Raw genomic sequence first — 21,464 nt, 5'->3', positions numbered from 1 at the left:
GGTGAGGCAATAAGAGCAAAGGAGGACTCACCCCATGCCAGCAAAACCCGGCATCCATGAGGCCGCTCGCCGTACGCAAATTTTGCGCGCCGCACGCAGTTGTATTGTGGAACTCGGCTATGAGCGCGTGACGATGCGTGACGTGGCGGAAACGGCCGGAGTCAGTACCGGAACCATCGTCCATTATTTTGGTGATAAAGACACCATGCTTGAGGCCGCGCTCCTCGAGAAAGTGCAGGATACCGGCATTGCCTTTCGGGCGGCACTCACTGGCGCCCAGAGTGCCTGGGAACGCCTGGAGCGCCTGGTGATGGCAAGCCTGCCCGAAAGCGAGGAGGTCCGCGACGAATGGCGTTTGTGGCTGATCTTCTGGGGAGAAGTCACACGCAATGCACGGCTGCGCGCAGTCAGTGAGAAACAACATCGTCGCTGGACGCGTTTTCTGGCGCGCATCATCGCCGAAGGGAGTGCTTCCGGCGAATTCGCAGCAGTTGATGCAGCTATCGTCGCCACGCAACTGGCGGCGTTGATCGATGGATTAGCTATTCAAGCCACGCTCCAGAATCCCGCACTTAGCCCTGCACAGATGCGCCAGGTCTGTCTGAGTGCGCTCCAACGACTCCTGTACGCGAACCAATCAGTGAAACTATGAACACGTGTAGACCATGAGGGAGAAAACGGATATGGACATTGCGCAGCAACGATTGCTGAGCCAGCGGATTAATGGTGAGCGCTGCCAGACGCCGGAAGAGGTGGTGCGTTGGCTGGGCGCGATGCAGGCGCAGGAGTATCAGGAGGCCTTGTGGGCGATTGGCCTGCGTACCCGCTCCGCGACACTGGCAATGGTCGAACAAGCGATAGCGGAGGGGAAGATCGTACGTACCTGGCCTATGCGTGGCACGCTGCACTTTGTTCCGGCGGAAGATGCGAAATGGATGCTGGAACTGACGGCCACGCGCATGATCGCGAAGGATAAGCGCAGACAGGAGCAGCTCGAACTTGACGAGGCCATCATCGAGTGTGCCGCGCAACTCCTTCACGACGCGCTGCACGGTGGCAAGCGTCTCTCTCGCCCTGGTGTCATGAAGCTATGGGAAGATGCGGGCATCAGCACCAGGGGCCAGCGTGGCTATCACCTGCTGTGGTACCTGGCACAAACGGGGCTGATCTGCCTGGGGCCATACGAGGGTAAGCAACAGACCTTTGTGCTGCTCGATGAATGGGTGCCACAACCACGTAAATTCTCGCGCGAGGAGGCCCTGAACGAGCTTGTGAAGCGCTATGTGGCGAGTCATGGGCCGGTTACTGTTCACGACTTCGCCTGGTGGACAGGTTTGACCATCAGTGAGGCCAGGACCGGATTCCACTCCGTCCGAAGCGAGCTGTGTGTCGAGAAGCACAATGGGCAGGAGTACTGGTTCTCCAGTGACGTGCTCAACGGCGAGGCACATCCATCCTCTGACTTCTACTTGCTACCCGGCTTCGATGAATACCTGCTTGGATACAAGGACCGTAGTGCCGTGCTTGCTGCCGAGCATGTCCAGAAAGTCGTGCCGGGCAACAACGGCGTCTTCATGCCCATGCTTGTCGTCGCGGGCCAGATTGTCGGCACCTGGAAGCGCACGCTGAAGAAGAATGAGCTTGACATCCTCCTCAAACCCTTCGACCAATCCTTCGACCTGGAGACAGAGGCACGCGAAGCTGTCCGCTCCTATTACGACTTTCGTGGCCTGCCGAGAAATTTACGGTATTCTGCTACCGTTCTCATACTCAAAGGTGAGCGAACCCACCCTTAAGCGGTCAGTTGTTCCTGCTTCATCGTCAGTTGCCAGCGCACGGGAACCTTTGGATCAGCCCTCCCGTTTCGGTCTCACATTGACTCCACAGGCGCTTTTACGTCATCGGTCGTAGCCACTACCCAGGACGGCCAGCTTTAGGCGTGAAGCTGGCGAAGCATGTCGGTGGCGAACCACGCGAGATTCAACGCGGCATTCAGGTCGCGGTCCAGGATGAGTTTACAAACCAGGCATTGATAGGTACGATGTTTGAGTGGCATGCGCTTTTTCACATGCCCACAACACGAACACCGTTTGGTGGAAGGAAACCAGCGCGAGGCAATGAACACGTCTCCTCCTGCGGTGGCGACCTTGGTCTTGATGAACTGCAAGAGTTGTCCCATCGCCGCATCAGCCACAGCTCTTGCCAGTTTGCGATTGGCCATCATCCCCAACAGATGGAGGTCTTCGATGCCGATCACTCCAGCGGTTCGTGCCAGTTCGGTGGTAAACTTGTGCTGGACATCCCGGCGAATATTGGCGATCTTCTGGTGCTCGCGGGCCACCTTCACCCGTTGTTCCTCATAATTTTTGCCGAAAACGGTTCGGCCCGTCTCCGGGTCTTTCGTTTTCTGCTTCCGTGCAAGGGTTCGTTGCAGCTTGCCGAGCTTCCCTAGATGGTGTTCGAGCGGCTTTTTGTTCTCAAGTCGTCGCCCATCGGAAACCACAGCAGCCTGCTTGATGCCCACATCCACCCCCACGACAGCCGTGGGAGTGGGAGGGCGCTGTTTCTTGATCTCGACCTGAATACTCACATACCAATGACCTGCTTCACAGGAGACCGCTGCCCCCAGCATTTTGACCAACTCACAAATGACCTGCTTGCGCTGGTTGCGCTTCTTCGTCGGCTGTGGCGCTTTTCCCTCCTCCACAAAACGCAGCTTTTCGGCGAGATTGACGGTCCCAAGTTTGCGAAGCAGTTTCCCTCGCCCTTTCTCGATCTTGCGCTGATCCAGAAGGAAGCGGCCAAGTCCTGGGATTGACATCCAATGACTGCCGAGGGTGAATTTGTCATTGGAAAGGTAAAAGGATTCGTGCGCTTTCCCTTTTTTCTTGTACCTAGGATACTCGGCTCGGCCTGCGAAGAAGTTGTCGTAGGCTTTCTTCAGGTCATCAAAAGCTCCTTCCACCACACATTTTGTCACGTCGTAGGTCCACGGATACTCCTGCTCCCGGATCTTGTTGAACTGCTTTTTCAGGGACATCGCGTTGGGAGACGTGAGAGTGCGCTCGGCCTCGGGGACCGTTTCTTGTTCCATTTTGTACGCTTGATACTGTTTCTCCCACTGTTCTCTCCCCCAGTTGTAAATGAACCTTCTCGTACCACAGGCACGTTTGAGATACTCCACCTGTTCAGGCGTCGGGTTGATCCGTATTTTGTGCGCGGTTTTCATCCTTGAGCGCTTTCTCTAAGGCTTTGCGGTAATTCTTGAGACCGTACAAGCGTGAACTAAAACCGTGGACAATACTCATCAAGTCCTGCACTATCTCTTGTTCGGGCGAAAGTGTCTCAGTGTTCATCACAACCAATTCCGTGTGATGAGTCTCGCACAGATGCTTGATCAGGGCAAAGCCAAAGCGAGCCAGCCGATCCTCATGAGCAATGAGCAGGCGCGAAACCTGCCCTTCGATAATGGCATCTACGAGCCGAAGAAACCGCTTGCGCTCAAAATTGAGGCCGCCCCCGATTTCCATGATCCACTCATCCACCACCAGTAACTTGGAGGCTGCGTAGCTTTCTAAGGCGGCCCGTTGGTTCTGTAAATCCGGTCGTTGAGCGGGGCTTGACACCCGGCAATAGGCCACCGTTCGGCGTATGGCTGGGCGTTGAGGAAGGTTGAGCGCCGTAGCCAGATCGGCCTCATCATAGTAGCGACGCCCGGAAATGGTTCGTTTCGCTTTGAGGCGGCCTTCCCGATCCCAGCGCTGCAAGGTTTTTACACTTACACCTATTTGCTTGGCAAACTGTGCAACTGAGTACATATAATAATTTTAGCTCACTTTTGTACACTTTGTCAATATCTGGTATTCATCTCCCTTTCCTCAACAAAGGTGATCTATTCGTATCCTGTGAAATCTCTCTTGTCTCCAAGGCGTATCATAAAAATGAAATATCCTATCCCCGCTGCATAATCTTCTCCCCCTCGTAGCAACGAAACAAGGGATTGGTAAATGATCAGGAGTGTCTTATGATGCCAAGGAGAAAAATAAGCCAGTACCTTGATCGCCAGAGAGCGGTGAATCACGAGGCTACCATATACCTTCCAAGGTGGCGTCTACCCGTTTTTGGGTATCTCATCGGACTCTTCCTCACAGGTATAGCAGTGATCTTAGCTCTTCTTATTCCAAGCATACGTGTTATGTGGGTACCCTTGTGTCTTGCATCTGTTATCGTTGGCTTTGTGTGGGGAGTAAGTCCTGCTCTGGTAACGACTCTGGCTGGGTTTCTTGCTTTTTTCCTCATAGTCTTTCCCCATTTCGATATAGTGAGTCTGAATTTTGGAACTGCCATAGCAACACTTGGCCCTTTCGTATTTGCCCAATGCATAATCGCTGTTCTCGCGGGCCAGAATATGGTGAAATACTGGCGTATACGTGCGGCCGAACAAAAGGTGCATGCCTATGCCCAGGAACTGACAACAACAAACCAGAAACTCGAACAAATCAATCAAGAGCTTGAGCGGGCCAACCATCTCAAGGATTATTTTATGGTACGCGCAGCTCACGAGTTACGAACCCCTCTTACCACCATACTAGGAGAAGTGCAGCTCGCTCTACGACGTCTGGATAAAGCGAAAAGCACAGAGAAAGAAGCGCTTTTGTATAGAAGGCATTTTGACAAAATTGAGGCACGGGCACGTGTATTGCAGGCATTGGTTGAAGATCTGATAGAGTTCAGTAGTTTACATACTGGAGAGAAGCTCTTGCAGTTTGGTCCCTGCGATTTCAGCAAGCTTTGTGGTGAGGTCGTCGAGGATCAACGTACGTATTCAGGTCGCCAGATTGAGCTACAACTTCCTCTTGATCCTATAATCATTCAAGCTGATGGCAAACGACTTACCCAGGTTGCGATTAACCTGGTGAGCAATGCTCTTCACTACTCGTTAGAAGATACTGTGATCTCTGTTTGCGCACATGTGGAGGGGGACTCCGTGTTTTTCCAGATACATAATGAGGGACCAGCTCTTTCTCTCGAGCAGCAGTCACACCTTTTTGACCCATTTTATCGTACTCCTTACGCCGAGGCTCTTTTCAGAGAAGGTTGGGGCCTGGGGCTCACTGTGAGTAAAGAAATTGTCGAGCGCCACGGCGGGCAAATCTGGGTGAAATCCATTGAGGGAGAAGGCACTACCTTTTTTGTACAAATCCCTCTTGAGATAGAGCAGAATATACAGGCTTTTTCCCATCAACCAGCCAGGAAAATGGCTTGACTTGCAATGGTATTCCCACATGAGTTACAGTTGCGAGCGAGAATGCCCTGTCTTTTAAGCTGAGATGGCCCATGAGGGCGCGTTCAAGATTGTATTGCTGCTCTTTGCCTTCCCTGGCTCGTTCATTGCGATGGGCGATCCGGTATGCTATACTAAGCCAAGCAAGCGTCGTTTATCCAGCAGAAAAAAGAAAGGGGCACTCTTATGCAGCACATTCCTTCGACAGAAAGATGGTGCATCCTTTCCGAGTTGGGCACATCCACAACGCGCTAAGAAAGCCCTACGTGTTTCCTCCCTTGCATTCCCTTCAGTCTCGAAGATGATCAGCCCTCATACCTGGCCTGATTTTGGATGCATCCATCACTCCCTTATTCATTTTTGCAAGCATTTTATGCCTGCATGCTTTTCGTGCAATTTATAAAGCTAACTAAAAAGGAACAATTTCGTGATAGAGAATCAAAATCAGGTTGTGATCAAAGAAGCGATATCAGAGGCACGTGCGCCTCTTCCGCTGTGGCGGAATCGGGACTATCTGCTCCTCTGGGGTGGTCAGGTGGTCTCGCAGACTGGCTCACAGGTGTCACAGTTGGCTTTTCCTCTGCTGATCCTCGCGCTCACCCATTCACCTGCTCAGGCCGGGATCGCGGCGGCGCTGCGTACCATTCCTTATCTCTTCCTCAGTTTGCCCGCAGGTGCCCTGATGGATCGATGGGACCGCAAGAAGGTGATGATCTTCTGTGATATTGGGCGATTTCTGAGCATGGCAAGCATACCGCTGGCGCTGTTCTTCGGCCATCTGACCCTTATTCAACTGTATCTCGTCTCCCTTCTGGAAGGGACCCTCTTTGTTTTCTTCGACCTCGCCGAAGTCTCCAGCCTGCCCCAGGTCGTCTCAAAGGAGCAATTGTCTGCCGCCAGCGCGCAAAATATCGCGACCTATAATATTGCGATGCTCCTCGGCTCGCCGCTGGGTGGCCTCCTCTATAGTGTTGGGAGCCTCTTCCCTTTTCTGGCAGATACTGTCTCGTATTTCTGCTCTTGTCTTTCGCTTCTCTTCATTCGAACCTCATTTCAGCAGGAGCGTACAGCAGGGACCTCGCGTGCTTTGATGACAGAGGTCAAAGAGGGTCTGAAGTGGCTATGGGAGCAGCGCTTCATTCGCTCGCTGGCATTGCTCCTGTGTGGAATCAATCTGATGACAGGGGGAATCACGTTGGTCAGTATTGTGCTGGGGCAACATGTGCATGCCTCGACGGTAGACCTCGGGGTCCTGTTCGCCGTCGCAGGGGTGGCCGGGGTGCTTGGTGCGCTGGCTGCGCCACTGCTCCACCGCCGTCTGAGCTTCTTTGTGATCTCTCTCATCACCTTGTGGGCACAGGCATTGCTTGCGCCTTTGCTGATCCTGGCTCCCAACCTGCTCACGCTTGGGGCTATTCTCGCCCTCCTCTTTTTCCTTTTCCCTATCTTTGATGTCCTACAGCGAAGTCAGCGTATGGCCCTGATCCCTGATGCCTTACAAGGGCGCATCAATAGCGTATACCGACTGATTGTCTTTAGTAGTAACCCTGTGAGCCTGGCGCTGACCGGGTTCCTGCTCCAGAATGCCGGGACGACGTTTACCATCCTGCTCATGACAGCCGGTCTTATACTTCTTGCCCTCGCAGCCACACTGAATCCGCACATGCGTCGGGTAGCTGCCTAAAAAAGGGACGGGTAATGGGTCAGTTGACTCATCACCCGTCCCTTTTTTAGGCAGGAAGCGCAACAAGTTTTTATCCAAAAGCTTCTCTATCTGCTATACTCTCATGGAAGATATTTCTGACATCAACGACTGGAAAGGGCGGCTCTGTGTCTCGCGATACGCCTTTTGAAAAGGATACTAACCTGATTCCTGTTCCATCCGTGCTACCGCTGCTGGAAACCAAGCTGCATCCGCCACTTCTCTCAGGGAAGCTGGTCAGACGAACTTGCTTGCTTGAACAGCTTGACGCGAGCCTGAACTACAAAGTGACAGTGCTCCAGGCGCCAGCAGGCTCCGGCAAAACGACGCTGGTTAATCAGTGGCGGTATCTCCATTTTCCTGGCGTACAGGACACATCGGGAGCAGATGCCGTTCTTGCCTGGCTTTCGCTTGATGTTGGTGACAACGATCTCCTGCGCTTCTGGCGCTACCTCATGACTAGCTGCCTCAAATTTCTGGCACCGGAGCAGCTGGCCTCGGGACAGGCTGCGCTGGCTCTGCTTAGTCCGCTCACTCCTTCACCCTTTGAGCCACCTGCCTTGGACCTGGCTCTGACGCAGTTGCTCAACACCCTTGCGCGCTCGCCCTTCGAGGGTGTGCTGGTAGTCGACGACTATCATGTGATCGAGGATGCTCGTGTTCATGAGACGCTGGCCTTTTTTATCGATTATTTGCCCGCGACGATTCATATTCTGCTGCTTTCGCGTTCTGAACCGCCACTTCCGCTCCTGCGCTGGCGAGCCAGGGGTGAGGTATACGAGCTACAGACAAGCGATCTGCGCTTCTCCCTCCAGGAGACAGCAGCGTTCTTTCGCCAGGCCCTCCCTCACGACCTGTCGCCAATGGCTCTGCAGCAACTTGATAACAAACTGGAGGGGTGGGCTGCCGGATTACGCTTGCTCTCGCTGGCCCTCTCGAAATGGCGAACTCAGGAGGCCATTGACCAGGCCGTCCTCTCGCTTGGCGTGCTGGATACCGCTGCCGATCGCTCGCTACTCGATTACTTTGTCTACGAGATCCTGGAGACGCAGTCTGAGCCAATACAGCGCTTTCTCCTTCAAACTAGCATTCTCGGTCGTCTCTCTGTTACGCTGTGTGTAGCCGTCACGGGGGATGAGCAGAGCGCGGCTCAACTGGAGGCAGCCGAGCAGGCTGGACTCTTCCTGGAAGCCCTGGAGGGACCTGGAGGTTGGTACCGCTATCATGCGCTCTTTGCGGCGGCCATGCGGCATGAGGCCGAACGGAGATTCGGTGAAGGGGCCCTGCGTGACCTCTCCTTGCGAGCCAGCGTATGGTATGAGCAGGAGGCGCTGCTCACGGAGGCTATCGAGGCCGCCTCTCTGGCGCGAGATATGGAGCGGGTCGCGCGGCTGATCGAGCGGGTACACACGCAAAACTTCTCTGAGCCACAAACGATGCTGCGGTGGATGGAGCTGCTTCCGGAAGTGGTTGTACGCGCACATCCCATGCTCTGCTTTCTCTTTGCCACCGAACTTCGCTTTCCGGTGAAACTCTGGTTTGCTCAGGAAGCAGCGTTAGCCACTGAGGTAGCCACTATCCCTGATGGCGAACGCGTGCGTATCGAGAGGTTATTGCAACTGGCCGAAGAGGGCTGGCAGCGTAGTGGCGACGTCTCCTGGATTGGCGCCATCTGGGCGCATCGCGCGTTGAGCGCTTTGCTGGACGAAGCCCCCTTCTCTTCAGTTGTGCATTTCGCCCGGCAGGCACTCATCTTCTTGCCGCGAAAAGGAGCGTTGGATCGGCGAGTGCAGATGTATCGGTCGGCATGCCTCTTTTTTGTGGGCAAGGAAAAGCTGGATCTTGGCCAGGTGAGCGAGGCGCGCGAGATGCTGCTCCAGGCTCAGGAGGATAACCTTCCGCCTGGCAACCGCTTTCTTGCCGTTGACATCCTTCTGACCTTGGGCAAGATTTACCTGGCCCAGGGCGACTTCGCGCTCGCGCAAACGCATCTTCGCCAGGCGCTCTTAAGCGCTCGCGAACTCTCTGATGAGAAGGTGATCGTAGAGGCACAGCGTGAGCTGGACAGACTGAATGGGAAAGTGGAAACCAATGGACTGGTGGAGCCGCTCTCCGCGCACGAAGAACGAGTGCTGCACCTGCTGATCGCGGGCTTGAGCAACCAGGAGATCGCGAGCGAATTGATTATCTCAGTCAATACTGTGAAGTACCACATCAAGCACCTCTATCAGAAGCTAGGTGTCAGCAACCGCCTCCAGGCCAGTGAGGCGGCGCGCCAGTTACATCTCTCCTCTCCCTCTAATACTCAGCGTTATGAGCCACGCTAGATAGCCTCTCCTCTCTTCACTACCTCCTCGCCTCTCTATCAACTACCCTTCGCACTACCCGCATGGGTGGGGAGTTCTTCTCATGAAATGGCTATACTCTCAACAGTAGCAAGCAATGACAACAGACACACAATAAAAATCTTGCTCTTCTCTCCAGAGAGATGGCGCGAAAAGAAAGCGAAAATATTCATGGCTATCAACATGTTCACTGCTCTTATGACACGCAAAAGCACGCAGCAAAAGCTCGCGAAAGCGCTTATGATCACTACTCCCAATGGAATTGTCAATGAACGCTTCATCAAGGTTGGTGGTATCGACCAGTGGATCACGATCCGCGGCGAGGACCGCCGCAACCCGGTCCTGTTTTTTGTCCATGGTGGCCCAGGCTCAACCTATTCGATCTTTGCTCCCCTATTACGTTCCTGGGAAAAGTACTTTACGCTCGTTCAGTGGGATCAGCGCGGCGCGGGCAAGACCTTCCACAAAAACGGGAAGGCTGGCACCGGCCCTCTCACGTTTAAGCGCCTGGTCCAGGATGGGATCGAGATCGCGGAGTTTTTGCGCCAATACCTTGGTCAGCCCATCATTCTCGTGGGCAGCTCGGTTGGCAGTATTACCGGGACCATGATGATCAAACATCGGCCTGAGTTGTTTGCCGCCTATGTGGGTACCGACCAGAATAGCACGCCCGATGCCGGCGAGCTTTCTTATCAACTGACGCTGGAGTGGCTTCGCGCCTCAGGCAATACCCGAGGTGTGAAAGCAGTGGAGAAACTTGGAGCCAGGAAAGGGAAGCTTACTGCTAAAGAGTTTACAACACTGCATCAGTGGACGATCAAGGCCAACCCAACGATTCCAAACATGATTATGGATATCATGCTGCCAGCCATGCTGACCTCACCCGATCACACGTTAGGAGATCTTATAGACATCTTCAAGGGCATGAACTTTTCGACTGATCAACTATTGAACGAACTTATGGTGTCCGATCTCTGCGCGCTTGGTGCGCGCTTCGAAATCCCATTCTTCGTCTTCCAGGGCGATACCGATGCGATCACGCCAACAGCTGCGGCGAAGGCCTACTTCGACACGCTTGAGGCTCCGCACAAGGAATTTGTCCTGATCAAACAGGCTGGTCACCTGGCGGCTTTTGCACGACCAGAACAGTTTCTCAGCGAACTCCTGCAACGGGTGCGGCCATTGGTACTTGCCTCGGTCGTTGGCACGAAATAATGAGCGCACTGCCCTTTGCGTCCAGCAGGGGGCAGTGCGCTCATATAAGGTTTCACATGGCGCCCTGTAACAAAAACACAGGATGTTTGCCCGCCACACGTTCAAATTCCTCAAGGGAAGATTCCGCATTGACCTGGTAGTAGCTAGCAAAGGGGTTGCCGCCCTTGATATCTTCTTGCAAGACGAGAGCCGCCTCCTTGAGGGGTAGTTCTCGTGCATTGACTCTTTCAACGCGACGCCCACGCGTGAGGGTAGCCTCTCCCGCGGCTTGCAGATTGCGCACCCAGGCCACGGTTCCAAACGGGGAGGCCAGATAGCGTTCTCCATTACGCTCAATAGTTACAATTGGGACCGTACGTGGCTGCCCGCTTTTGCGCCCACGCACCGTAAGCAGGTACATAGGGTAGTTGCCGGGTCCTACGAGCTTGAAGCCCGCGTGCAGTAGGGTCGTTGTCATAACATTCCCCAAATTGACAAACCACGGAGCTTTATTTGTTTTTGCCATAATTATGACCAATCTCCCTCCTTATCAGCTTTTGGCGGGCTCTTTGAAGGCCTCTTGTAGCATAAACTTCAGCATGCTGGGCTGCGCCGAAAACGTTGCCACGGCGATCACCTTGCGCGAATACTTGTCCGTGGCGAGCTGTTTGAGCATACAGTCGGCCAGGTCTGCCCTGGAGGTAAATTGTCGGCTGATGTGATTTTCAGCCACCCGGTAATCAGTGATGGTTTCCGTCTCAAAGAGACCGGAGGGCCGGACGACCGTCCAGTCAAAGTCGCTCTTCCTCAACATAGTTTCCATCTCTTTCATATCCGCGTAGGTCGTCTTCCCAATTGTGGACATCACGATCGGTTGCAGAATTTTATCAAAGATGAAACCGCCTCCCGTCTCGTGGTTCGTACCAGTCGCGCTTGAACTGACACAGATGACGCGACGAACGCTGGAGTGCTTCATGGCTTGTGTGATATGGGCCATGCCCCGCGAATAGATGGTAATTGGCTCGCGACTAAAGGGGACACCGAGGGTGGAGAGGACGGCGTCCTGTCCAGCAACAGCCTGTTCAACCAGCGCGAGATCGAACACGTCTCCACCCATCACGTTCAAGTGGACATCTTGCAGGGGGAAGGTTTTCGGGTGGCGAGTAACGGCCGTCACGATATGTCCAGCCTCCAGGGCCTGTTTGGTCAAGATTTTTCCTGTCGCGCCATTTGCGCCAAAGATGACAATTTTCATTTTAACTCCTTAAGCCGCGCGATCACGACCGATGGGTCAAGCCGATGGAAAAAGTTTGAGTCGACGGAAGCCAGGCGAACCGTCCTGGCTTGATCGATGAGAAATGTTCCTGGCACCGGCAATTCCCATGAGTCATCGCCGTTGTAGGCAGGTAAGTCTGCGCCAAGCTGGGCATGCAAGGCTTTTCCTGCCTCGTCGAGCTCGAAGGCAAGCCCATACGCTCGTGCCACACGATTCCCCCTATCTGAAAGTACGACAAAGCCCAGCTCGTGCTTTTCCTGCGTTGAGAGGCTGTGGTCTGGCGTCTGCGGCGAAATCGCGACAAGTGTTGCCCCCAGTTCCTGGAGCTGCGGCAACGCCTTCTGATAGGCACGCAATTCCAAGTTGCAGTAGGGACACCATTCGCCGCGATAGAATATGATGATGACTGGCCCCTGTGTGAGTAGCTGCGAGAGCGTCACCGCTTGCCCCAAGGCGTCGGGTAGCGTGAAATCAGGTGCCTGCTCATCTTCCTTCAGCGCGAATTCCGCGACGCCAGACGCGGCAAGGTGCTCAATGTGGCTATCCACTTGCCTCGCCATTTCTTCTGGGACATATTTTGCTCCTCGAGCCACGAATGTATCAATCTGTTCCTGCAATGGAATGTCGGTTGGAATCGTGCTTGCTACTATGCTTGCTAAAGAGCCTGATGGGATATTTGTTGCCATCTTCCCTCTTTCCTTTTCTAGCAATGGAGATGTTATGCTCATGACCACTCTTTGTGATCATCTAGAGAGAAAGAGGGTTACGCAGTCACTTTTGGGACAACTTCCTGGCCTGATTTTACCTATGCCAGATTATGGAGCACAGGTCCCTCTGCATTGCTAAGGGATGCAATGACGGCGCGAGCCGCGTCATCCAGGGGAGAAGTGCCATGATACAGGGATACATATGGCTACAGACCGAGATGCGAACATGCTGGAGTTGAATGGGGAGCATTTCTCCAGTGGTGGCATTTTGGCCGAGCAGCAACTTTGATGGCTCCTGGTGCTGATCGTGTAGCTCAGGCGTTCGCTCCCAATGCTGACGAAAATCGGCTACTGCGCAGAACTGGTCTACCAGCTCTTGATACCACAGTTCAAATTGATATAACCTGTTGCTTTGCTTAAAGAGTTGAATGCCCCGTGATACACCAGCCTGCCAGGCTGTGACGGCCTGCTCATTGAAGGTTGAGCGCCTTCGGATTGGCAAGTCATACCGAAAAAATAAAGGGAGGACATGTCGTTGTGTACGTGGAAGCGCGGTGAGTGAGGGAAGCTCAAAGAGGCGCTGGAAGGCCTTGTTGATTGTCTCTATTTCCAGGGTATGGGTCACAAGCATGGCGGGATAGGGGAGGGTTCTCATGAGTTGTCGGGCCTGCTCTAAAGCTTGCCGAAGTTCAAGGCCCTTTAATTCAAGACTTTCTGGAAGATAGCGAGCGGCTAAGAGCAAGTCATTGCGCTGGGCAATGGTACATTCCAGATAATCGGCAATCTGCATCAATGTCTGGCGGCTGGGAATTCGCTGTGAGCGTCCGACCAGCAAATTTTTATAGGTTGGACACACTTCATCAGTTAGCTCCTGTTGCGTAAAGCGTTTGAGGAGTGGATGAGGGTGATCCCTCACCTCTTCCTGGCGAGCGAGCCGCAGGATTTCAATCTCCTCAAGAGTGTCGTGTAGCACATTTGATCTCTGAGAAGATTTGGGTTTGCTTTCAATCATGCCTCTCTCCTGCTATGAGGACTGGCCAAGATCCGATCCATTGAATGATTTCTCGCCAATCCAGGTGTAGTTTTACACTTGGTACAACACCTGCTCCCTTCTATAATATTTCCTGGAACGAATACATGAGGAATTAAGATGTTTTTTTTCTGACAACCCACACTACGAATAGAGGGAACAATCATGGCCAAACTCGAAGGGAAAGTTGCTGTTATCACGGGTGGGAACAGCGGCATCGGCCTTGCCGCAGCCCAGCGCTTCGTTGCAGAGGGCGCGTACGTGTACATCACCGGTCGCCGCCAGGGCCTCCTCGATGAGGCAGTCATGCAGATCGGGAGAAACATTACTGGAGTTCAATCGGATATCTCGAATCTCGCGGATCTTGATCAGTTGTATGCCACGGTCAAGCAGCGTCACGATCACATTGACATCCTCTTCGCCAACGCCGGTGGGGGAGAACTGGTTGCATTAGAGGCCGTCACTGAAGCTCACTTCGATCAAACGTTTGACACCAATGTCAAAGGGACGCTCTTTACCGTGCAAAAGGCACTTCCCCTCTTGCGAGACGGCAGTTCAGTGATTCTCACAGGCTCGACGACCTCGATTACAGGTATTGAAGCGTTGAGTGTTTACAGTGCAGCCAAGGCTGCTGTACGCTCGTTCGCGCGCAGTTGGATTCTGGACCTGAGATCCCGCCGGATCCGGGTCAACGCGATCAGCCCTGGCCCGACCAATACGCCGGGACTGAATGGCTTAGTACAGACTGAGGAGGAGCGCGGACAGCTTTTGACGCACTTCGCGTCCATCGTGCCACTAGGGCGGTTGGGTGATCCTGACGAAATTGCGAAAGCCGCCGTGTTCCTCGCATCGGATGAGAGCAGCTTTGTCAATGGGATTGAACTCTTCGTCGATGGAGGGCAGGCACAAATCTAAGTGATCCTGGTCGCGGGTGTCTCATCGAGATACCCGCGATGTGTTTTACCTGGTCGCTTTGTTCCTGGATAGCTAGCTTCCACACACATGTGCTAGAATGAGACCTTAGCCCGCATGCATTATCTCGCCGGGTACGAACGCTGGCCACCGGGGGCGCTTCACAATGGCGCGAGGCACAGCCCCCAAAGTTCGCTCTCCTTAACCTGATGAGATTCGCAGTATACTAGACAAGATTTTGTTGTACGGCGTAGGCAACCGCGGCGGTACGGCAGGAGACGCCGAATTTTGTATAGATATGGGCCAGATGGTGCTCAACCGTTTTTTTGCTGATACTCAAGGTGCGTGCGATTTGAGGGGTGTTTTGCCCCTGGGTAAGGAGGCGCAATACCTCTATTTCACGCTGGGTCAGATCAGTTGCCTGTGAGCGCTTCGGCGCTACTTTTTTGCTGGTATCGCCAGCTTGCAAGGATGCGACCAGGGCCTCATAGCATGCGGTGTCAAGTTGCGTCCCCACGCATGCAGACATCGAGGTGAGTACACGCGAAGGTTGCTCCTCATGTTGCTGCTGCCCCTCTTGCGTTGTGTGCACATAGGTGTTGGCGACGGCAAGAATACGCCCTGCAAGTGGTATCTGCTCACCCTGGAGTTGCCTATGGTAGCCTTGCCCGTTGACCCATTCGTGATGTGAGGCGGCAATGGGGGCAAGATCGCGCAATGGGGTAACCTGTTCCAGGATACGCTGGGTATAGTAAGAGTGGAGACGATAAATTTCCCATTCGCTCTGGGATCTACGTGCTCCTTTGACAAGAATACCAAAGGGTGTCGCGACCTTGCCAATGTCATGAACCAGGGCCGAACATTTCAATGTGTAGAGTTCGCCAGGGGTCAAGGCAAGTTGCTTGCCTATGCCCTCGGCTACCTGGGCGACAAGCTGTGAGTGATGCCAGGTTCCAGGCGTTTTGCCATCAACAAAGTCCGCCAGGGCCTGGCATACATCTTCTTTGCGGTCTGTCGTGACAGTATCAGCGGATGTATATGGGCGCATTTGTATGATCGCTTCGCGGGTTATTGGGTGCTCCAGGTCGTCTCTCCCCTGCCCTGAGGGGGTCAGGTGCAGGAATGCCTCCACGATGTCTGGATCAAAGCGGGTACCTTGCTTTTCTCTGGCGAGGGTGCGTGCTGCGGCTGTTCCTCCAACGCTGGCTGTAAGTTCCATAACCTGTGCCAGGTGTAAGATACGTGCGGGAAGTGGTATCTCGCTGGCCTTTAAACTATAAGCCAACCCTTTGCCATCCCAACGTTCCCACTGGAAGCGGAGCGTGTGTTGCACAGTCTCTGGAAATCCAAGCCTGCGCGCAAAGAGTTCAGCTACTTCACAATGGCCGCGCATGGCTTCACGAATAACAGGGCCACATTGGGCGATGAAGGAGAAGAGCCTGGTGACGCGACTGGGGAAGCGTGCATCCAGGGGAACATTGCGCGAGAGCCAGCCCAGCATTTCATGAAGCTGTGATGGATCGACGAGCATGAAATCAGCACGCGGCACCTGTTCGTCGTCCGGAAAGAAGGCCGAGATACCCGCCGAACAGGCGGTGCAGCCGACATCCTTGAGCAGTGCGCCATAGAAGACGGCTTCCTGTATATCGGGCGAGAGTCGAAGGGCGCAGGCCAGCTGAAGGCCAAGATAGGCGCTTTTCAACCCATGCTCCATGTCCTCGCCAAATCCCATACCCGTAGCAAAGGAAAGTGCGCAGAGCAGCGTCGCTAGATTCTCATCTGACCGCTTGTTTTCAACCATAACACGCTCTCACCTGTGGTGCGCAACCAGCTCTCTACTCTATAAAAAGATCTGGATATAGGGGAACTCACCGATGTATGACCATAAGGTTATATGCTACACTTCTCTCACATTATACCCATTATCGCGGAAGAAGCAAAGCACAAGGGCAGATAGTAATAACACCATCCTGAAAGCAGATAGGTTGCTCTTGTTGTCAGAAAGGTAGAGAGGAAGGATGTATATGAAGAGAGGTGGGAAGGTGCTAGAAGGAACTGAATCATATATTGTATGTGCATGTTCACTTTCTGTTTTGAGACAACTCGTCTATGAAATTGAAGATAAGATTAAGGCAGAAGCTGCGGGAGAAGCAAAAATTGTCTATTCTGGCTCGAGCCAGCGCAGACAGGAAGGGGTTATTTGTATCTGGCTCAATGGTGAAAAGGTGCCGCTCTTTTTCAAGAATAGCCTTTTCAGAATGCTGCATATGGATGAGGATATTCTTGATTTCTCCATCGTTCCCCTGCCTCTTTCTCCGCACATCGACATTACGTCTTTGATGCCTCTGCCTAGTTCGCAAATGCTGTATTGAGCTCAGTCAAGTGCCCGCCCCTTCAAGGAGACGGGCTTGTTATGACATGTAGCAAGAGTCAGGAACCCCACGCCACAACTTGTGTGTAAGTGTCAGGCCTCAAGCCAGGGGTCTCCAGAGGCGGAGGTCTGATGATTACAGGTGCAGGACGCGCGTCAGATACGATTCCACTTGTGTGTTATACCACTGAGGATCGAGATTCCATGATTGGACATGGTCCGCGCCATTGACGCGATTATAGGTGACAATATCGGTATGTGCTTGCGCGAAGGTATCGCTTACCGAGACGGGAGTGGTGGTATCATTTGTGCCATGGAAGAGCAGAATTGGGGTCTTGCCCTGCGGCTGATTGAGCTGGTTGAGCGCGTCGAAATTGATTTTGGCGCGTTGAGTGGCGAAGAACTCGGCGGTGCTGGCAACCACATCTGGCAAGTAGCGGCTGGCGGCCTGAAAGCTCAGCGTGGAGCGCCAATCGAGCAATGGGGCATCGAGCACGAGTGCCTGAACGTTGCTCGCATATTGTGAGCGATGCTGGAATGCTTCAACGATCGCGCCACCCATCGACCAGCCATATAGCACGAGGTGGTGGGCGCCATGAGCCAGAGCATACTTGACGCCAGCCTCCAGATCCTGCCACTCAGTATCACCCAGGTGATAGTAGCCATCCGGGCTAGCTGGGGCATTCATATCATTTCTGTACGAGATGGCAAGCATGGGTATGCCCAATTTCGCCAGCGGTTGCATGAAGCGCAGGCTGCTAGCGAGCGTATCGCCTCGCCCATGAACCAGGATGCCCCAGGTATCCAGCTTACCAGGCACATACCAGGCGGGCATCTCTCCTAAAGACGTCGAGACTTGAACGGTGCTGATGTGTAGCTCCAGTGTATCCTTCAATCCGTTTAGATATACCTCTCTATTCCAGGAAACCATAGTGTGTGATGCCAGAGGGGCGGTCGTCTGGAGTACCTGGCGCGTCACGGTGTCCTGGTTTTCGTCGGTAATCTTGCCCACGATGGCTGCTCCGTTGGCCCAGGTGATGCCAAATGTACCTGGCTGCTCGGTGTCCTGGGTGTGTGGCAGCGTCACCGCTTGCGTGCTCACATTGGTTGCCTCTAAATTATAGGATATATCGTGCGCAGGTACTAAAAGGACATTGGAGAAGTAATAGCCAATGCCTCCGCACGCGATTGCGCATAGAAGAATTAGCGAGAGCAAGGCCACTATGATCCGTTGTGGACTCAAAAGGCGGGGTTTCCTGGGGGCTATAACCCGAACAGGCGTATTGCTGATGAAAGTACTCATAAAACTTCCCTGCTATTCTAATGTGATATATTAGGCCAACTGTGATATATTGGGCCACGAGAATATTTTTCTTATGGTGCTTTTACCATATCAACAACGACCATTGTTACCTCAGTATATGTCTTCTCTGCCATGCTAAACATGGGTCTAATGACCCATTTAAAAGGCACCAGGAAAAGCTCATGATATGGAGCTCTTCCTGGTGCCTTCTTTATTTCAAAGACATTCCCCTGGAGATGAACAGCAAAGTGAGTATCATCTGGACTAACGAGCAGTGCTATGCTCTTGATGGTCAGAAGCCTTCAATGCAAGGCAGAGAGTAAGTGCTAATAGGCGTTTGCTGCATCAAGAGATCATGAACCCCCTACCCTCTGAGAGCCATTCGTGTGCGCTATGAGATCAACGGCTTCGAAAGGCTTCCAGGTGTTTATCGAAGTGCCTCTTGATATACACATGATAGTCCGCCTGGTGTTCATTCAGGAGGTGATGCAGCCTGGAGCCAAAGGTATCTAGGACCGACCCGAAGGTGACATGTAAGACCTGGCGTGCATCAAACTGGTTTAAGAGATCTGGTAGTTGCTCATCAGTTAAGGACGTGATGAGTGGAAACTTCGCTAGCGTGGCCGAGACATGATACGTTTTGCGGTCAGTATCATAGCGGCTACAGGCGAATTCAACGATCTCCCTGAAGAACGAACTGTCGATGGAAGCGATGAGGCGCAGCGCTTCCAGATAGCTTGTTCCTGCGGTCTTAAGATGGACAAGACCCTGAGTCAGGCGCATCGTGATGGGATAGACCTCGAATTTGTCCGAGCCCGTATGCAAGCTGAGTTTATAGTCATTGTGAAAGTAGCGCATAATGCTGGCGTGCCCAGCGATATTTTGTTCCAGTTCCGCGAGATCACCAATGTAGTCCACCCCTTTCTCGAAGCGCCCCACAAAGCGCGGTGCCAGGCTGACGAAAGGGACATTGAGCCTCTTCAACTCGGATACGATGTAGAAATGTTCAAGCAATGCGGTTGTGGTCCCGGTCTCATCAACCGAGATCTCCATTTCAAAGGGGCGCTGACCAGCCAGCTCTTGAATCCTCTGTGTCATGCGCGCCATGTGAGCCACGGCAGCACCATATTTGACAACCGCTTTGAGCAAGGTATGTTCATCAAACGCTAGAGGGAGACCTTCGATATCGAATTGTCTGTGGTACCGCTGTTGCGTTTCATTGAGCGAGCTTTGTAGATCGCTCCAGGGAAGAGCAGAGGCTTTCTGACGTAACGTTGCAGTGTCATCTTCCTCGGCATCATCGTCAACATAATCACCGAGGTCAATAGTATAGAATGTATAACCGGCGGCGATGAAGGCTTCAATATCAGCCAGGGCTTTCAAGTGGTCGGCATCCGCTCCCCAGGGCTCGCGCCAGCCCGCTTCAAACACTCCCCACATCGCGTCATCAAGTACCTGTTGTGGGGTACGACCCGTACGTGCATTTTCGCGTACCGATTGTTGCGCGAAGATGGGAGCCACGCCTGTGTCGCGTACGCTTTGCACATGTCCGGGGGTGGCGATGCCCAGGCGATCACCAAAGCCTGCTGATGTTTGCAGGCCTAGTACGCTTGGTTGTAGCCATGGAAGACGTGCGCGTAGAACACGCGCATTTTCAGGGGTTCGGGCGCATAGCATAACCTGGTCGTTGTGTAGCCGCTCCCCAACAAAGCCATTGGTATGGCCCTGCACGACGAGCAGCTTCTCGCTTGGTATGGCTGTCGTGACCAGGGCATATGTTGTGTTATCGAGGGTAACGACTGATGTATCAATGATCGGTAGATTGAGATTATGAAGCATTCTTATGACTCCAGTTTGTAGGCCTGCTTTGCCAGGCGATAGGCCATATCCACAACCATCTCATGGGCATCCTCTTCATCAATGATGCCACGTAGCACCATTCCAGCCAGCCAGTCGGCGCTGGTACGCCGCCATAAATCATGGCGTGCAGGAATGGAGGGATAGGCGCGCGTATCGTCGTTGAAGCCAGTGGTGTTGTATAGCCCGGCAGTTTCCACGACATTATCGAAGAAGCGGCGTATACCGTTCAAGCTATCAAAAAACCACCAGGGGGGACCAAGGCGCAGGGCGGGATAGTGGCCCGCCAGTGGTGCGAGTTCTCGGCTATAGGTTGTCTCATCGAGGTTAAATACAACGATGGTCAGATCATCTTCTCGCCCAAAGCGGTCAAGCAAGGGTTTTAAGTTGCGTGTGAATTCGCTGGCGACAGGGATATCAGCGCCCATGTCACGTCCGAAGCGCTCGTAAATCGCAGGATTGTGGTCACGATAGCTTCCGATATGCAATTGCATGACGAGGCCATCTTCAACGCTCATGCGCGCCATTTCAAGCAACATATGACCTGTAAAGCGGCGCGCATCCTCTGTACTGATCTGACCCTTCAATGCTCGTTGAAAAATAACCTCAGCCTCACGTTCGCTGAGATGCTCGGTGTACGCGGTCATGGCGGCATGATCGGTGGCGGTAGCTCCCATCTCTTTAAAGAAGCGACGCCGCTGTTCCAGCGCTGCGATATACGAGTGATAACTGGTTACATCGATGTTGGACACCTGACTCAAGCGTTGAATATTCTCTACAAAGTGTTCCGCGTCGATATTTACAACCATGTCAGGACGAAAGGTTGGAATGATGCGCCCGTGCCAGCCCGATTGGCGCATGCTTTCATGATAGTGAAGTGTATCGGTAGCGGCATCGGTCGTGGCGAGTACCTCAATGTGAAAGCGTTCAAACATCTGGCGCGGCTGAAACTCAGGGCTGTGTAGTTTCGCTTCAAGGGCGTCGTAGATCTTCTGCGCGTTGGCGGAGTTTATCTTCTCCTCGATACCAAAGATATCGCGCAATTCATCACGCAACCAGAGACTCGATGGCGTCCCTCGGAACAGGTACCAGTGGTCGCAGACGATCTGCCATATCTTGCGATGATCTGGCATCGCGAGATGGCTCCCCTTCTCTTTGGAGGGGATGCCCAGGTCCTCTAACATGATACCCTGGGAATAGAGCATGCGGAAAATATAGTGGTCGGGAATAATCAAGAGATCAACGGGCGTCCCCCAGTCGTAGTTGGATGCACAAAGCATCGCTGGATTAACATGTCCGTGGACGCAGACAAGAGGAAGGTCTTTTACGCGTTTATACAGACTGCGAGCAATCTGGAGTTGAGCAGGATCCGACGAAAAGAAGCGGTCTTCTAGTGACTGAGTCATTGGATCTCCTATCTATGAGCCAACAATGAATATATCGAGGAATAAAGCGCTGTAGCGTAAACGCTGCACATAATTTG

General features: G+C 53.3%; 18 protein-coding genes. 8 read left to right on the top strand and 10 right to left on the bottom strand.

Translation table 11 applies throughout. The features are described from left to right. Positions 1-34: 34 nt before the first annotated feature. Together JMJ16_RS19805 and JMJ16_RS19800 are read left to right on the top strand one after the other, a co-directional pair. A complete protein-coding gene (locus JMJ16_RS19805; protein ID WP_201384273.1) occupies positions 35-652 on the top strand; it encodes a TetR/AcrR family transcriptional regulator in 618 nt (205 codons plus the stop codon). A gap of 31 nt (positions 653-683) precedes the next feature. After that, positions 684-1,796 carry a winged helix DNA-binding domain-containing protein gene (locus JMJ16_RS19800; RefSeq protein ID WP_201384272.1) on the top strand — a complete coding sequence of 371 codons (1,113 nt, stop codon included), beginning with the start codon at positions 684-686 and terminating at the stop codon, positions 1,794-1,796. A gap of 137 nt (positions 1,797-1,933) precedes the next feature. Here the strand turns inward: JMJ16_RS19800 and JMJ16_RS19795 are convergent, their stop codons facing one another. Continuing rightward, positions 1,934-3,229 (bottom strand): RNA-guided endonuclease TnpB family protein, encoded by a 1,296-nt coding sequence (locus tag JMJ16_RS19795; RefSeq protein WP_201384271.1) that lies wholly within the window; start codon positions 3,227-3,229, stop codon positions 1,934-1,936. Then, positions 3,189-3,818 carry an IS607 family transposase gene (locus JMJ16_RS19790; RefSeq protein WP_201384270.1) on the bottom strand — a complete coding sequence of 210 codons (630 nt, stop codon included), beginning with the start codon at positions 3,816-3,818 and terminating at the stop codon, positions 3,189-3,191. The genes JMJ16_RS19795 and JMJ16_RS19790 overlap by 41 nt, the downstream gene beginning before the upstream one ends. 590 nt (positions 3,819-4,408) lie before the next feature. Here JMJ16_RS19790 and JMJ16_RS19785 point away from each other — a divergent pair. The 4 genes from JMJ16_RS19785 (at position 4,409) to JMJ16_RS19770 (ending at position 10,546) form a co-directional block, all read left to right on the top strand. After that, on the top strand, positions 4,409-5,266 hold the full coding sequence (locus tag JMJ16_RS19785; protein ID WP_201384269.1) for a sensor histidine kinase KdpD: 858 nt from the start codon (positions 4,409-4,411) through the stop codon (positions 5,264-5,266). Positions 5,267-5,711: 445 nt separating this feature from the next. Next, complete coding sequence (locus JMJ16_RS19780) at positions 5,712-6,968, top strand: MFS transporter (RefSeq protein WP_201384268.1); 1,257 nt, start codon at positions 5,712-5,714, stop codon at positions 6,966-6,968. 146 nt (positions 6,969-7,114) lie between these two features. Next, positions 7,115-9,313 carry a LuxR C-terminal-related transcriptional regulator gene (locus tag JMJ16_RS19775; RefSeq protein WP_201384267.1) on the top strand — a complete coding sequence of 733 codons (2,199 nt, stop codon included), beginning with the start codon at positions 7,115-7,117 and terminating at the stop codon, positions 9,311-9,313. 189 nt (positions 9,314-9,502) lie between these two features. Next, complete coding sequence (locus JMJ16_RS19770; protein WP_201384266.1) at positions 9,503-10,546, top strand: alpha/beta fold hydrolase; 1,044 nt, start codon at positions 9,503-9,505, stop codon at positions 10,544-10,546. A 52-nt stretch (positions 10,547-10,598) separates the two neighbouring features. On the opposite strand, the gene JMJ16_RS19765 is transcribed toward JMJ16_RS19770, so the two are convergent. The 4 genes from JMJ16_RS19765 to JMJ16_RS19750 all read right to left on the bottom strand — a co-directional run bounded on the left by JMJ16_RS19765 (position 10,599) and on the right by JMJ16_RS19750 (position 13,520). Continuing rightward, complete coding sequence (locus tag JMJ16_RS19765) at positions 10,599-11,051, bottom strand: nitroreductase family deazaflavin-dependent oxidoreductase (RefSeq protein ID WP_201384265.1); 453 nt, start codon at positions 11,049-11,051, stop codon at positions 10,599-10,601. Positions 11,052-11,075: 24 nt separating this feature from the next. Beyond that, positions 11,076-11,780, bottom strand: coding sequence for an NAD(P)-dependent oxidoreductase (locus tag JMJ16_RS19760; protein ID WP_201384264.1), 705 nt, complete (start codon positions 11,778-11,780; stop codon positions 11,076-11,078). Next, positions 11,777-12,487 carry a peroxiredoxin-like family protein gene (locus JMJ16_RS19755; protein WP_201384263.1) on the bottom strand — a complete coding sequence of 237 codons (711 nt, stop codon included), beginning with the start codon at positions 12,485-12,487 and terminating at the stop codon, positions 11,777-11,779. The genes JMJ16_RS19760 and JMJ16_RS19755 overlap by 4 nt, the downstream gene beginning before the upstream one ends. A gap of 115 nt (positions 12,488-12,602) precedes the next feature. Then, positions 12,603-13,520 carry a hypothetical protein gene (locus JMJ16_RS19750; protein ID WP_201384262.1) on the bottom strand — a complete coding sequence of 306 codons (918 nt, stop codon included), beginning with the start codon at positions 13,518-13,520 and terminating at the stop codon, positions 12,603-12,605. 183 nt (positions 13,521-13,703) lie between these two features. On the opposite strand from JMJ16_RS19750, the gene JMJ16_RS19745 reads away from it, so the two are divergent. Continuing rightward, a complete protein-coding gene (locus tag JMJ16_RS19745) occupies positions 13,704-14,453 on the top strand; it encodes an SDR family NAD(P)-dependent oxidoreductase (protein ID WP_201384261.1) in 750 nt (249 codons plus the stop codon). Positions 14,454-14,676: 223 nt separating this feature from the next. On the opposite strand, the gene JMJ16_RS19740 is transcribed toward JMJ16_RS19745, so the two are convergent. Beyond that, positions 14,677-16,251, bottom strand: coding sequence for an HD domain-containing phosphohydrolase (locus JMJ16_RS19740; RefSeq protein WP_201384259.1), 1,575 nt, complete (start codon positions 16,249-16,251; stop codon positions 14,677-14,679). 223 nt (positions 16,252-16,474) lie between these two features. Between JMJ16_RS19740 and JMJ16_RS19735 the strand changes: the two genes are divergently transcribed. After that, the gene (locus tag JMJ16_RS19735; RefSeq protein WP_201384257.1) at positions 16,475-16,822 is read left to right on the top strand and encodes a hypothetical protein; all 348 of its coding nucleotides are present in this window, start codon (positions 16,475-16,477) and stop codon (positions 16,820-16,822) included. A gap of 135 nt (positions 16,823-16,957) precedes the next feature. On the opposite strand, the gene JMJ16_RS19730 is transcribed toward JMJ16_RS19735, so the two are convergent. From JMJ16_RS19730 to uxaC, 3 genes are all read right to left on the bottom strand, one after another. Next, positions 16,958-18,124 carry a S9 family peptidase gene (locus tag JMJ16_RS19730; RefSeq protein WP_201384255.1) on the bottom strand — a complete coding sequence of 389 codons (1,167 nt, stop codon included), beginning with the start codon at positions 18,122-18,124 and terminating at the stop codon, positions 16,958-16,960. 399 nt (positions 18,125-18,523) lie between these two features. Continuing rightward, the gene (locus JMJ16_RS19725) at positions 18,524-19,963 is read right to left on the bottom strand and encodes a tagaturonate epimerase family protein (protein WP_201384253.1); all 1,440 of its coding nucleotides are present in this window, start codon (positions 19,961-19,963) and stop codon (positions 18,524-18,526) included. Positions 19,964-19,965: 2 nt separating this feature from the next. Further along, positions 19,966-21,387 carry a glucuronate isomerase gene (uxaC, locus tag JMJ16_RS19720; protein ID WP_201384251.1) on the bottom strand — a complete coding sequence of 474 codons (1,422 nt, stop codon included), beginning with the start codon at positions 21,385-21,387 and terminating at the stop codon, positions 19,966-19,968. Positions 21,388-21,464: the final 77 nt, after the last annotated feature.

Source organism: Ktedonobacter sp. SOSP1-52 (assembly GCF_016587395.1).
This window is presented reverse-complemented; position numbering and strand designations above follow the sequence as displayed.